The sequence below is a fragment of the Lachnoclostridium sp. An118 genome (genome assembly GCF_002160985.1).
Classification (GTDB): Bacteria; Bacillota; Clostridia; order Lachnospirales; family Lachnospiraceae; genus Claveliimonas; species Claveliimonas stercoravium.
Map to the genome: position 1 here is coordinate 238180 of NZ_NFLQ01000002.1, position 13956 is coordinate 252135.

At 53.4% G+C, this 13956-nt stretch carries 10 protein-coding genes; 9 read left to right on the plus strand and 1 reads right to left on the minus strand.

Annotation, left to right across the window (positions count from 1 at the left end):
* Window positions 1-393 precede the first annotated feature (393 nt).
* The 5 genes from tpiA to B5E62_RS02865 all read left to right on the plus strand — a co-directional run bounded on the left by tpiA (window position 394) and on the right by B5E62_RS02865 (window position 4713).
* Complete coding sequence (tpiA, locus tag B5E62_RS02845; protein ID WP_033124586.1) at window positions 394-1143, plus strand: triose-phosphate isomerase; 750 nt, start codon at window positions 394-396, stop codon at window positions 1141-1143.
* 74 nt (window positions 1144-1217) lie between these two features.
* A complete protein-coding gene (locus B5E62_RS02850; RefSeq protein ID WP_087173225.1) occupies window positions 1218-2051 on the plus strand; it encodes an alpha/beta hydrolase in 834 nt (277 codons plus the stop codon).
* A 35-nt stretch (window positions 2052-2086) separates the two neighbouring features.
* Window positions 2087-3625: a 2,3-bisphosphoglycerate-independent phosphoglycerate mutase gene (gene gpmI, locus B5E62_RS02855; RefSeq protein WP_087173266.1), complete on the plus strand. Its 1539-nt coding sequence runs from the start codon at window positions 2087-2089 to the stop codon at window positions 3623-3625.
* A 137-nt stretch (window positions 3626-3762) separates the two neighbouring features.
* Window positions 3763-4362, plus strand: coding sequence for an HD domain-containing protein (locus B5E62_RS02860; RefSeq protein WP_087173226.1), 600 nt, complete (start codon window positions 3763-3765; stop codon window positions 4360-4362).
* An 18-nt stretch (window positions 4363-4380) separates the two neighbouring features.
* Window positions 4381-4713 carry an HAD hydrolase family protein gene (locus B5E62_RS02865; RefSeq protein ID WP_242957694.1) on the plus strand — a complete coding sequence of 111 codons (333 nt, stop codon included), beginning with the start codon at window positions 4381-4383 and terminating at the stop codon, window positions 4711-4713.
* A 148-nt stretch (window positions 4714-4861) separates the two neighbouring features.
* Here the strand turns inward: B5E62_RS02865 and B5E62_RS02870 are convergent, their stop codons facing one another.
* Window positions 4862-9133 carry a 2-hydroxyacyl-CoA dehydratase gene (locus tag B5E62_RS02870; protein ID WP_087173227.1) on the minus strand — a complete coding sequence of 1424 codons (4272 nt, stop codon included), beginning with the start codon at window positions 9131-9133 and terminating at the stop codon, window positions 4862-4864.
* 272 nt (window positions 9134-9405) lie between these two features.
* Here B5E62_RS02870 and B5E62_RS02875 point away from each other — a divergent pair, with 272 nt between their 5' ends.
* From B5E62_RS02875 to B5E62_RS02890, 4 genes are all read left to right on the plus strand, one after another.
* On the plus strand, window positions 9406-10263 hold the full coding sequence (locus B5E62_RS02875; RefSeq protein WP_087173228.1) for a hypothetical protein: 858 nt from the start codon (window positions 9406-9408) through the stop codon (window positions 10261-10263).
* Window positions 10264-10359: 96 nt separating this feature from the next.
* On the plus strand, window positions 10360-11796 hold the full coding sequence (gene pyk / locus B5E62_RS02880; RefSeq protein WP_087173229.1) for a pyruvate kinase: 1437 nt from the start codon (window positions 10360-10362) through the stop codon (window positions 11794-11796).
* A 167-nt stretch (window positions 11797-11963) separates the two neighbouring features.
* Window positions 11964-12680, plus strand: a complete 717-nt coding sequence (locus tag B5E62_RS02885; RefSeq protein WP_087173230.1) for a TrmB family transcriptional regulator — start codon at window positions 11964-11966, stop codon at window positions 12678-12680.
* Window positions 12680-13951, plus strand: a complete 1272-nt coding sequence (locus B5E62_RS02890; protein ID WP_087173231.1) for a diaminopimelate decarboxylase — start codon at window positions 12680-12682, stop codon at window positions 13949-13951. Before B5E62_RS02885 ends, B5E62_RS02890 begins: the two co-directional genes overlap by 1 nt.
* The last annotated feature ends 5 nt before the right edge of the window (window positions 13952-13956 follow it).

Genomic DNA, 13956 nt, shown 5'->3' on the forward strand with positions numbered 1-13956 from the left:
AATGAGTCCAAGTCCGAAGGACGCCGGACGAATTCTAGTGCGCACTTAGTTCACCGCACTTAGCGAGCCAAGCCCGCCAGGGCGCAGGAGAGCTTAGTAAGGTGAACATCCCCCCACTTAATGAGTCCAAGTCCGGAGGACGCCGGACGAATTCTAGTGCGCACTTAGTTCACCGCACTTAGCGAGCCAAGCCCGCCAGGGTGAAGGAGAGCCTAGTAAGGTGAACATCCCCCCACTTAATGAGTCCAAGTCCGAAGGACGCCGGACGAATTCTAGTGCGCACTTAGTTCACCGCACTTGGCGAGCCAAGCCCGCCAGGGCGAAGGGGAGCTTAGTAAGGTGAACATCCCCCACTAAAAATGTAAAGAAATAAGGAAAAGAGTGAAAATAACAATGGCAAGAAGAAAGATTATTGCAGGAAACTGGAAAATGAATAAAACTCCCAGCGAGGCAGTTGCGCTTGTTGAGGAGCTGAAACCGCTGGTAGCTACCGAAGATGCGGATGTTGTATTCTGTGTTCCGGCTATCGACATCATCCCTGTTGTTGAGGCGTGCAAGGGAACAAACATCCAGGTTGGGGCTGAGAACATGTATTTTGAGGAGAGCGGAGCCTACACAGGAGAGATCTCCCCGGCCATGCTCACAGATGCAGGCGTGAAATACGTTGTTCTCGGACATTCTGAGAGAAGAGATTACTTCGGTGAGACAAACGAAGATGTAAACAAGAAGGTGCTGAAAGCTTTCGAGCACGGCATCACACCCATCATGTGCTGCGGCGAGACTCTGGAGCAGAGAGAGCAGGGCGTGACAATGGACTTCATCCGTCAGCAGGTAAAGGTTGGCTTCCAGAACGTGACAGCAGATCAGGCAAAGACAGCAGTCATCGCTTACGAGCCGATCTGGGCTATCGGAACCGGAAAAACAGCTACAACAGAGCAGGCTGAGGAAGTCTGCGCAGGCATCCGCGCATGCATCGCTGAGATCTACGACGAGGCTACAGCAGAGGCTATCCGTATCCAGTATGGCGGATCTGTAAACGCAGGCAATGCTGCTGAGTTATTTGCACAGGCAGACATTGACGGCGGACTTGTAGGCGGCGCTTCACTGAAAGCCGATTTCGGTAAGATCGTAAACTACAAATAAGAATAAAAAAGCACCCGCAGGGGACTTGAAACAGCAGGCCCTGCGGGATTTTGGGTTTCGGGAGGTAAAATACAATGATACTGGAAACTGTAAAACTGCAAGAAGAAGGATCCCTTCCGGACGCCCATGTGGTCTTCTATATTCTGGATACGCCGGGGGAGAAACTCTGGATACAGAAGAGACCATTTGTGATCCTGTGCCCGGGCGGAGGTTATGAAAGGACCAGCTTCCGGGAAGGAGAGCCCATTGCCATGTATTTCCTGGGAAAGGGATATCATGTGGCAATCCTGCGCTACTCCACAGCTCCGGCTGTATTTCCGGCAGCTCTCCTTGAGCTTGGAAGGACTATGGCACTGATCCATGAGAACGGGGAAAAGTGGAAGGCGGACACAGACCAGATCTTTGTCCAGGGATGCTCCGCGGGCGGACACCTGGCCGGGACCCTGGGGACCATGTGGCAGGAGCCGTTTCTTGCGCAGAAGCTCCATGTGAAGGCAGAGGATTTAAGGCCTGCCGGACTTCTGCTCTGTTATCCCGTCATCTCCTCCAAGGAGGGAGTGGCTCACGAGGGAAGTTTCCGCGCGCTGCTGGGCGACCGGTATGAGGCGGAGAAGGAGAAGCTTTCCCTGGAAGACAGAGTGGGAGAGGAGACACCGCCCTGTTTTCTGTGGCACACCTTTGCGGACGCCACAGTGCCGGTGGAGAATTCTCTTCTGATGGCAGGAGCCCTTCACAGATGTCATGTGAAAACAGAGCTTCACATTTTCCAGGAGGGAGTCCACGGCCTCGGGGCTGCGGATGAGCTCTCCAGAAGAGCTGACGGAAGCGGCGTGCAGAGAGAGTGCCAGTGCTGGACGGACCTGGCATACCGCTGGATGGAGCATATCCGGCACCAGGATGAGAAGTAATAAAATGAACCAACAGGAAAGTAGGGAGAATGAAAATGAGTAAAAAACCAACAGTGCTTATGATTTTAGACGGTTACGGTTTAAGAGATAAGGAAGAAGGAAATGCGGTGGCAGAGGGCAAGACTCCTGTCATGGACAAGCTGATGGCTGAGTGCCCGTTTGTACATGGAAATGCCAGCGGCATGGCTGTAGGTCTTCCGGAGGGACAGATGGGAAATTCAGAGGTAGGACATCTGAACATGGGAGCCGGCCGCATTGTATACCAGGATCTGACAAAGATCACAAAGGCTATCCAGGACGGCGACTTCTTTGAGAACAAAGCCCTCCTTGCAGCCTGCGAAAATGTAAAGAAAAACGGCTCTTCTCTTCATCTTATGGGACTTGTGTCCGACGGTGGCGTGCACAGCCACAATACCCACATCTACGGACTTCTGGAGCTGGCAAAGAGACAGGGGATCGAGAAGGTCTATGTACACTGCTTCCTGGACGGCCGTGACACACCGCCGGAGTCCGGTAAAGAGTACGTGGAAGAACTGGTGGCAAAGATGCAGGAGATCGGCGTAGGAGAGGTGGCTACTGTCATGGGACGCTACTATGCCATGGACCGCGACAACCGCTGGGACCGTGTGGAGAAGGCTTACAGAGCTCTTGTGTACGGCGAGGGCGAGCAGGCTGTGTCCGGACCGGCAGGCATCCAGACATCCTATGACAAGGAGACGACAGATGAGTTCGTACTGCCCACGGTCATCATGAAGGACGGCGCTCCCACAGCTACAGTGAAAGACGGTGACTCCATCATCTTCTTCAACTTCCGCCCGGACCGCGCAAGAGAGATCACCAGAACATTCTGTGATGATGCGTTTGCAGGATTTGAAAGAGGAGAGCGCGTCAAGACAACATTCGTGTGCTTCACAGACTATGATGTGACCATACAGAACAAACTGGTCGCCTTTGTGAAAGAGGAGATCACCAATACATTCGGTCAGTTCCTGGCAGCAAACGGGCTGAAGCAGGCGCGTATCGCTGAGACAGAGAAGTATGCCCACGTGACATTCTTCTTCAACGGCGGCGTGGAGGAGCCCAACGAGGGTGAGGATCGTATCCTTGTGAAATCTCCAAAGGTGGCTACCTACGACCAGAAGCCGGAGATGAGCGCCTACGAAGTGTGCGACAAGCTGACAGATGCCATCAGATCCGGAAAATACGATGTCATCATCATCAACTTTGCAAACCCGGATATGGTGGGACACACCGGCGTGGAGAGCGCAGCCATCAAGGCCATCGAGGCTGTGGACGAGTGCGTTGGCAAAGCTGTTGAGGCCATCAAAGAGGTGGATGGACAGATGTTTATCTGCGCAGACCACGGAAATGCAGAGCAGCTCATTGACGAGGAGACAGGGGAGCCTTTCACAGCTCACACAACCAATCCGGTGCCCTTTATCCTTGTAAACGCAGATCCTTCCTACAAACTGAGAGAGGGCGGCTGCCTGGCAGATATCGCTCCTACGCTGATCGAGATGATGGGTATGGAGCAGCCCAAAGAGATGACAGGAAAATCACTGATCGTGAAATAAAACAGGTCAATAAAACAGACAGGGACAGATCCCCGGCAGAGGTTATATGGCTTTCTGCCGGGGTTTTTGTGTTCCATTGCATCCAACGTATATATGTGTTACGCTTACTGTAAGTAAATTTTCTTAGGGATGACTTGATGAAATTAAACAGATCAAAAGCGGAAACTGCCTTGCAGGAAGCGGAAAAATCTAACCCAGGCCCATGGGTGGAGCACTCCCGGTATGTGGCGGAGGCCTGTAAAAATATTGCGGAGCGCTGCAGCCATTTGTCTGCTGAAAAGGCTTATATTTACGGGCTGCTGCATGATATCGGACGGTATGCCGGGGTGAGCTCGGAGAAGCATCTCATTGACGGGTACCGCTACTGTATGGAGAGGGGATGGGATAAGGCGGCACAGATCTGCATTTCCCATGCGTTTATGATACAGGACATCCATTCCTCTATTGGTACCTTTGATGTCTCCGGGGAAGACTATCAGTTTATGGAAAAGTTTATCGATAACGCCGTGTACGATGATTATGACCGGCTGGTACAGTTATGTGATGCATTGGCATTACCGACAGGGTTCTGTATCCTGGAGAAGCGGTTTGTGGATGTGACGATCCGCTACGGAGTACATCCTTATACGGTTGACCGCTGGAAGAAGATTTTGGAGATCAGATCAGATTTTGAGGAAAAAATACAGTGTTCTATTTATGAGCTGCTTCCGGGAGTGATAGAAAACAGTTTTAAATAGTAAAGGAGAGGTCTGTCGATGAACTATGATATAAAAATGGTTGCCGTTGATGTGGACGGCACGTTTGTCCATTCGGATCACACTTACGATGCCCCGCGGTTTCAGCACATTTTATCCCGTATGAAGGAGGCAGGATGCCGCTTTGTAGTTGCGAGTGGAAACCAGTATTATCAGCTGCGGGACCTGTTCCCTGGGTATAGCGATGAGCTCTCTTTTGTAGCTGAAAATGGTGCGTTTGTAAAGGATGGGAAGGAGCTTGTCTTTACAGCAGATATGCCGAAGTCCGTGGTTGATGCAGTGATAGACGTCTGCAGAGTATCCGGAAATATCAAATTTTGTATGTCCATCTAATGAGGAGGACGGCGTACTTGTGACACTTGAAAAGCTTTTTGGGCTTGGATATTAAAAAACGGAAGTGAGGTATCTCCCGTTCCAGGAGATACCTCACTTCTGTTTTTTACTGGGGAGGCAAACGGCCGTTTTTTGCAGTCCTGTCCTGCTATACAGCCATCTCTTCCCTGTTTTCCGCTTTATCCAGGTTCTTGTTGGCTGTGGACAGCATCAGCTTGATGCGGTTCAGCTGGTTGACTTCGCTGGCGCCCGGGTCGTAGTCGATGGCAACGATATTTGCCAGCGGATAGCGGCGGCGCAGCTCCTTGATAACGCCCTTTCCTACCACGTGGTTTGGCAGGCAGGCGAAGGGCTGCGTGCAGACGATGTTGGTGGCACCGCTGTGGATCAGCTCCAGCATCTCTCCGGTCAGGAACCAGCCCTCGCCGGTCTGGTTTCCGAGCGACACGATTTCCGAAGCCATGCGGCCAAGGTCGCGGATGTCAGCCGGCGGGTCAAAGTGTTTACTCTCCTTAAAGGCTTTGCTGGCCGGGGAGCGGAACCACTCCAGTGCCCTGATGCCCAGATTTCCCACAATAGCTTTCGATTTAGCAAATCCCAGCTTCTCCACCTTGAAGTTCTGGTTATAGAAGCAGTAAAGGAGGAAGTCGATGAGGTCTGGCACAACAGCCTCCGCGCCCTCGCTCTCCAAAAGGTCTACCAGATGGTTGTTGGCGGCCGGCAGGAACTTGACGAGGATCTCGCCCACCACGCCGACTCTTGGTTTCTTTACATCCAGAAGTTCGATGTTGTTGTCAAAGTCCTGGATGATATCCCGGCAGAGCTTCTTGAACCTCCGCCTGGAAGGATAGCCCTGGGATACAAAGTCCGAGCATACCTTTACCCATTTCCGGTGCATGGCCTCCACGGAGCCTTTTACAGCCTCGTAGGGTCGCAGACGGTAGATGCACTTCATGAAGATATCGCCGAACACGGCGGCGTAAATGCCACGCAGCGCAAGCATGGGGGTGATCTTAAATCCCGGGTTTCCCTCCAGGCCGCTTAAGTTGATGGAGATGACCGGAATATGCTCATAGCCCGCTTTTTTGAGGGCCCGGCGGATAAATCCGATGTAGTTGGAGGCACGGCATCCGCCTCCTGTCTGGCTGATGATGACAGCGATCTTATTTGTGTCATACTTGCCGGATAAGATGGCCTCCATGATCTGGCCTACCACCATGAGAGACGGATAGCAGGCATCGTTATTTACGTATTTCAGTCCCACATCCACGGCCTGCTTGTTGTCGTTGGGCAGCACCTCCACATGGTAGCCGGAAGCGTTGAAGGCAGGCTCCAGCAGCTCAAAGTGGATGGGTGACATCTGCGGGCAGAGGATGGTGTAGTCCCCGCGCATCTCCTTTGTGAATGGTACTTTGGTGATGGCAGAGGAGTGGAGCTCCCTCTTCTGGTTTCTCTGCTCGCGCACACGGATGGCGGCCAGCAGGGAGCGGATACGGATTCTTGCGGCTCCCAGGTTGTTGACCTCGTCGATCTTCAGGGAGGTGTAGATCTTGTCAGAGCCGGTGAGGATGTCCGCCACCTGGTCGGTGGTGACAGCGTCCAGACCGCAGCCAAAGGAGTTCAGCTGGATAAGGTCCAGGTTATCCTTTGTCTTCACAAAGTTTGCCGCCGCGTAGAGGCGGGAGTGGTACATCCACTGGTCCATGACATTTAAGGGCCGCTCCACCTGGTGCAGGTGGGAGACGGAGTCCTCTGTCAGGACGGCGATATTGTAGGAGTTGATGAGCTCCGGTATGCCGTGGTTGACCTCCGGGTCAATGTGGTAGGGGCGCCCTGCCAGGACGATGCCCCGGTTTCCTGTCTTATCCAGGAACGCCACGGTCTCCTCGCCCTTTTTGCGCATGTCATCCCTGCATTCCTCCAGCTCGACCCAGGCTTTGTGGACCGCGTCCCTGATCTCGGATGCAGAAATGGAGAATTTCTCTCCCAGCTCTTCAATGAGCCGTGAGGAAAGCGTCTCCTCGCTGGCGAAGGAGAGGAAGGGGTGCATGAAGTCCACTTCCCCGTTCACGATGGGATCCATATTGTTCTTGATGTTCTCCGGGTAGGAGGTGACGATCGGACAGTTGTAATGGTTGTTTGCCTCCTCAAACTCGTTCCGCTCGTAGGGGACGGACGGGTAGAAGATGTGCTGGATCCCCTGTTCAATAAGCCACTGTACATGTCCGTGGGCCAGCTTGGCCGGGTAACACTCGGACTCGCTGGGGATGGACTCGATGCCCAGCTCGTAGATCTTCCTTGTGGAGGCCGGCGAGAGCACCACCCGGAAGCCAAGAGCTGTGAAAAAGGTGAACCAGAAGGGATAGTTGTCGTACATGTTCAGCACTCTCGGGATACCGATGACGCCGCGCTTTGCATCCTCCTCTGAGAGAGGGATGTAGCCGAAATAGCGCTGGCTCTTGTACTCAAAAAGGTTGGGGAGCGTATTTTTCTTCTTCTCTTTTCCAAGTCCCTTCTCGCATCTGTTTCCTGTGATGAATTTTCTGTTGCCGCTGAAATGGTTGATGGTCAGACGGCAGTTGTTGGTGCAGCCTTTGCACTTGGTCATTGTTGTGCGGTATTCCAGATTTTCAATATCCTCAATGGAGAGCATGGTTGTGCCCTCGCAGTCCACGTACCGCTCCCTGGCGATCAGGGCGGCGCCGAAGGCGCCCATGATGCCGGCGATGTCCGGGCGGACAGCCTCGCAGTCTGCGATCTTCTCAAAGCTGCGGAGCACGGCATTGTTGTAGAAAGTCCCTCCCTGGACAACAATGTGCTTTCCAAGCTCAGAGGCGTCAGACACCTTGATCACCTTGAAGAGGGCGTTCTTTATGACAGAGTAGGCAAGACCTGCGGAGATGTCGGAAACCTCCGCGCCCTCCTTCTGGGCCTGTTTTACCTTGGAGTTCATAAATACCGTGCAGCGTGTTCCCAGGTCAATGGGGTTGTGGGCAAAGAGGGCCTCCTGGGCGAAATCCTCCACAGTGTAGTTCAGAGATTTTGCGAACGTCTCGATGAAGGAGCCGCAGCCGGAGGAGCAGGCCTCGTTGAGCTGCACGCTGTCTATGGTCTGGTTTTTGATCTTGATGCATTTCATGTCCTGTCCGCCGATGTCCAGGATGCAGTCCACATCCGGCTCGAAGAAGGAAGCGGCGTAGTAGTGAGCCACTGTCTCTACCTCGCCCTCATCCAGCATAAGGGCAGCCTTGATAAGGGCCTCTCCGTAGCCGGTGGAGCAGGAGTGGACGATCTCTACGTCCTCCGGGAGCTGGCTGTAGATATCCTTGATGGCAGTGATGGTGGTCCCCAGGGGGTCTCCCTCGTTGTTGTGGTAGAAGGAGTAGAGAAGCGTTCCGTCCTCCCCTACAAGGGCCGCCTTTGTGGTGGTGGAACCGGCATCGATGCCCAGGAATGCCTTGCCTTTATATGTAGCCAGGTCCTTTACCGGAACCTGGTGTTTCGCGTGGCGGGAAATGAACGCGTTGTACTCCGCCTCGGAGGCGAACAGGGGCTCCATCCTCTCCACCTCAAATTCCATCTGGATCCTTCTGGCCAGACGCTCCTGCAGCTCCCGGATAGGGACAACCGGTTCCTTTGTGGAGTTCAGAGCGGATCCGATGGCTGCAAAAAGATGTGAGTGGTTTGGAGCGATGGTGTGCTCATCGTCCAGATTCAGCGTGCGGACGAAAGCATCCCGGAGCTGATCCAGGAAGTGCAAGGGGCCGCCCAGAAATGCCACATGTCCCCGGATGGGTTTTCCGCAGGCCAGTCCGCTGATGGTCTGGTTGACAACAGCCTGGAAGATGGAGGCGGCCAGATCTTCCCTGGAGGCACCTTCATTGATCAGAGGCTGGATGTCAGACTTGGCAAACACGCCGCAGCGGGCAGCGATGGAGTAGAGGGCCTTGTAATTCTTTGCGTACTCGTTGAGACCGGAGGCGTCTGTCTGGAGCAGGGAAGCCATCTGGTCGATGAAGGAGCCGGTACCGCCGGCACACACGCCGTTCATGCGCTGCTCAATGCTGCCGCCCTCAAAGTAGATGATCTTTGCATCCTCGCCGCCAAGCTCGATGGCCACGTCTGTCTGGGGCGCATAGTCCTGCAGCGCTGTGGATACAGCCACTACTTCCTGGACAAAGGGCACGCCCAGATGCTTTGCCAGTGTAAGGCCGCCGGACCCTGTGATGACAGGGGAAACCCGGATGGATCCCAGCTTGTAGATGGCCCTTCCCAGAAGATCGGAGAGCGTCTCCTGGATGTTTGCAAAATGTCTCTCGTAGTCTGAGAATACGACATCGTTCTGGTCATCCAGAACAGCGATCTTTACGGTCGTGGAACCGATGTCGATTCCCAGGGTAAATAATTCCTGTTGGCTCATATTATGTACTCCTTGATCTGCAATCTTAAAATCTATGGGGAGGAGACCTCCCGCCTGGAAATATTTGGGTTCTTTCCTATTAAAAAATAAAACGGCTTTTCAGCCTGTAACATTATACGACAAAATAGGAAAAATGACAATTAACAAATGTAATAGAAATATTAAATAACCGTAAAACTTAAGTGCTATAATTGACAAAAGCATACTGAAACGGTAGAATGAACTACAGTATTTACTAAATTCTACAAACGCGGGAGGCAGGTATTCTTTTTATGAGCTGGCTTGACAAACTGGAGCGCAGATTTGGCAGATTTGCCATCCATAATCTGATGTATTATATTATCATACTATATGTTGTGGGACTGGTCATCCAGCTTTTTGCCCCCTCCTTTTATTATCAGTATCTTTCTCTGGATGTAGGCGCCATCCTGCACGGACAGCTCTGGCGGGTCGTGACCTTTATCATACAGCCGCCCCAGAGCAGCTATATCTTCATGGTCTTTGCCCTCTATCTCTACTATATGCTGGGCAGGGAGCTGGAACGCACATGGGGCGCATTCCGTTTTAACCTGTATTTCTTTGCAGGAATGCTCTTCCATGTGATCGCGGCCTTTGCGGCCTACTTTATAACAGGAGTATCCTTCCCGCTGGGGACATGGTATCTGAATATGTCGCTTTTCCTGGCTTTTGCCGCCATCTATCCGGATATGCAGTTCTATCTGTTTTTCATGATCCCGGTGAAGGCGAAATGGCTGGGCTGGCTGGACGGACTGTATTTCCTTTATACCATTGTGCAGGCCTTCCTTCCGGCTTATGGCGGAGGCGTGTTCGGGGTTGTCTACCAGTCCAATGCCATTGCGGCGGCTGTGTCCATCCTCAACTTTGTCATATTTTTCCTGGGCTCCAGGAATATGCACCGTTTTTCTCCCAAGCAGCAGAGGAGAAAGAGACAGTTCCAGCAGAGGATGCGCCCGGAGCACCACTATGCAGGCGGCGCCCGGCACCGCTGTGCCGTGTGCGGAAGGACAGAGCTGGATGATCCGGCACTGGAGTTCAGATACTGTTCCAAGTGCAATGGAAATTATGAGTACTGCCAGGATCATCTGTTTACACACATCCATGTGAAATAGACAGCAGACATTTACGGAGGCGCATCCGGCGCCCGGTCAGATAGAAATGAAATGAGTCAGATGAGTGAAGAAGTGGAGGAATGAAGAGAAATGAGTATGAAAAAAACAAAGATCATTTGTACCATGGGACCGAATACAAATGATGAGAACCTGATGAGAGAGCTTGTGAAAAACGGCATGGATATTGCCCGTTTCAATTTTTCTCACGGCGACCACCAGGAACAGAAAATGAGAATGGACATGCTCAAGAAGATCCGCGATGAGGAAAACAGACCGGTTGCGATTCTTCTTGATACAAAAGGACCGGAGATCCGTACCGGCCTGCTGAAAGATGGTAAGAAAGTACAGCTTCAGACAGGCGGGAAATTTACGCTGACAGCGGAGGAGACAGTGGGAGATGAGAACGGCGTTTCCATCAGCTATCCCGGACTTGTGGACGACGTGTCTGTGGGAAGCAGGATCCTCATCGACGACGGTCTGATCGAGCTGAAAGTTACCGGCAAGTCGGAGAAAAAGATCGTCTGTGTCATCGAGAACGGCGGCGAGCTGGGAGAGCGTAAGGGCGTCAATGTGCCTAATGTTCCGGTGCGGCTTCCGGCCATTACAGATAAAGACAGGGAGGACCTGCGATTCGGCGTGGAGCAGGGCGTTGATTTTATCGCAGCCTCCTTTGTCCGCAACGCAGAGTGCATTGTGGAGATCCGCGCTTTCTTAAATGAGTGCGGCGCTCCCTACACACCTATCATTGCCAAGATTGAAAATGCCGAGGGAATTAAGAACATTGACGAGATCATCCGCTGCGCGGACGGCATCATGGTTGCCAGAGGAGACCTGGGCGTGGAGATCCCGGCGGAGGAGGTTCCCTATCTCCAGAAGATGATCATCCAGAAATGCAATTACTATTACAAGCCGGTCATCACAGCCACTCAGATGCTGGACTCCATGATCCGCAATCCGCGCCCCACAAGAGCGGAGGTGACAGACGTGGCCAATGCGGTGTACGACGGGACCGACGCGGTCATGCTCTCCGGCGAGACGGCCCAGGGCAAGTATCCGGTGGAGGCGCTCCAGATGATGGTACATATCGTGTGCAACACGGAGGACCATCTGGATTACGACATGATGCTGAGAAAGGCTGAGGAGCATCGGATGAAGGGCATTTCAACAGCTATAGGACATGCCTCCGTCACCACAGCCTACAACCTGGGAGCAAAATGCATCATCACTCCCTCTGTATCCGGAGCTACGGCAAGAGTAGTGTCCAAGTTCAAGCCGAGAACACCTATCATCGGTGTGACGCCGGACGAGCGGACTCTGCGCAGGATGCAGATCTACTGGGGAGTCTGCCCTATGAAGTCTATCCAGTTCAACTCCACGGAGGATATCTGCTCCAGCGCCATCGAGCTTGTCTGTGCAAAACAGCTTGCTGAGACAGGGGACGTGGTCGTGCTGACGGCGGGACTTCCGTCAAGGAATACAGACAGAGGACGCGAGGGCGCCAGCAACATGATGCGGATCGCGGTCATCGAATAAAGAAAATGATACAGCCGGCAGGGGCGTGCTCCCTGCCGGCTTTCTTGGTGGTGCCTGAGAGGAGAAGCCGGCGGGCGGGATGGGGGAATGCAAAGAATGTCATTGACAACCACTCCCGGGTGTACTATAGTGTTTCTGTAAAGAACTACTAAGAAAGAGGCGGTTTTATGGAACATGCGGCCTACACGGATCGGCTGATGGAATTCGGGCTCACAAGGCAGGAGGCCACGCTGTACTACTGCCTGCTGGACGAGGGAAAGTGCAGCGGCTATGAGGCGGCCAAGCTGACGGGCATCTCCCGCTCCAACGCCTACGGAGGGCTGGCATCCCTGGCTGACAAGGGGGGAGCCCGCCTGCTGGAGGAGGGCCATACGCGTAAATATGTGGCTGTGGATGTGGAGGAATTCTGTAGCAACAGGATCAGGAAGCTGCAGGATACAGAGGAGTGGCTCAAAAGAAATGCCCCCGAGAAGAGAGCCGTGGAGGAGGGGTACATCACCATCGAGGGAGAGCAGAACATCGTGGACAAGGTCAAGCACCTCCTGTCTACAGCCCGGGAGAGAGCCTATGTGGTCTGTGCCTGCGGACGGCTGACCCTCTTTGAGAAGGAGCTTGCGGCCCTTGCCGGGGCGGGGAAGAAGACGGTCCTCCTCACGGACGGAGGATTTCCCCTCGAGGGGGAGCAGGTTAAGGTCTATCCGGATATGCAGGAGGGCAACCAGATCGGAGTCATCGTGGATTCCCGCTCTGCCCTCACCGGAGAGATGGGCCCTGACAGCAGGAACACCTGTCTCTATTCTGGACAGAAGAATTTTGTGGAGCTCTATAAGCGGGCGCTGGCAAATGAGATCGAACTGTTGAAATACAGGAAAGGAGAAAAGTGATGACGAAGAAACCATTTGTGACAAAGGAAAAGCTGGAGGAGATCGCGCGGGAGTACCCGACTCCCTTTCATCTCTACGACGAGAAGGGTATCAGAGAAAATGCAAAGGCTTTAAAGGAGGCTTTTGCCTGGAATAAAGGGTACAGGGAGTATTTTGCGGTAAAGGCGACTCCCAACCCGTTTCTTATAAAAATCCTGCAGGACTACGGCTGCGGCTGTGACTGCTCCTCCTACACGGAGCTGATGCTCTCGGAGGCCGTCGGCGCAACCGGGGAAGATATCATGTTCTCCTCCAACGACACACCGGCGGAGGACTTCCGGCTCGCTGACAGACTGGGGGCCATCATCAACCTGGATGATATCACCCACATCGAATTCCTGGAGAGGGCTCTCGGACATATCCCGGAGACGATCAGCTGCCGTTACAATCCGGGCGGCATCTTCAAGATAAGCAACGATATCATGGACAACCCCGGAGACGCCAAATATGGGATGACGACCGAGCAGATATTTGAGGCGTTTAAGATCCTGAAGGCGAAAGGAGCTAAGGAGTTCGGCATCCACGCTTTCCTGGCCAGCAACACGGTGACGAACGAGTACTATCCAATGCTGGCGAGAGTGCTCTTTGAGCTGGCAGTGCGGCTGCAAAAGGAGACGGGGGCCCACATTAAATTTATCAATCTTTCCGGCGGCATCGGCATTCCCTACAAGCCGGACCAGGAGCCCAACGATATCCGGGTCATCGGAGAGGGCGTGCGGAAGGTGTATGAGGAGCTCCTCGTGCCGGCCGGCATGGGGGACGTGGCCCTCTACACAGAGCTCGGCAGGTTTATGCTGGGGCCCTATGGATGCCTCGTGACAAGAGCGATCCATGAGAAGCACACCTACAAGGAGTATATTGGCGTGGATGCCTGTGCTGCCAACCTGATGCGCCCGGCCATATACGGCGCTTACCACCACATCACCGTGATGGGTAAGGAGAGCGAGCCCTGCGACCATGTCTACGACGTGACCGGATCCCTGTGCGAGAACAATGACAAGTTTGCCGTTGACAGGCATCTTCCGAAGATTGATATCGGTGACCTGCTGGTGATCCACGACGCGGGAGCCCACGGCTTCTCCATGGGCTACAACTACAACGGAAAGCTGCGCTCTGCAGAGGTCCTTCTCAGGGAGGATGGCAGTACACAGCTCATCAGGAGAGCGGAGACTCCGAAAGACTACTTTGCCACCTTTGATTGTTTCGAAATTGGTAAAAATCTGGTAAAATAGATAGA